Annotated in this window: 1 pseudogene; it reads left to right on the plus strand. The window is 42.7% G+C overall.

The window, feature by feature from the left end:
* Positions 1-206 (plus strand): annotated as a pseudogene (locus HC723_RS17290) (integrase core domain-containing protein); the annotation flags it as partial.

Consider the following 206-nt stretch of genomic DNA (forward strand, 5'->3'; position numbering starts at 1 on the left):
CTCAAAGAGGCTTACTTTTCCATAGTGATAGAGGCTCACAGTACACCAGCAGTTCATTTCAGCACCTGTTAACGAGAAATGGCATCACATCATCAATGAGCAGCGTTGGAGCTTGTTTAGACAATGCAGTCGTCGAACGGTTCTTCGGTAGCTTGAAAAATGAATGGCTACTCAATGTGGTTTATTTAACGCGTGATGCAATGAAA

It is taken from the genome of Vibrio sp. S11_S32, from assembly GCF_014694465.1.
Taxonomy (GTDB): Bacteria; Pseudomonadota; Gammaproteobacteria; order Enterobacterales; family Vibrionaceae; genus Vibrio; species Vibrio algicola.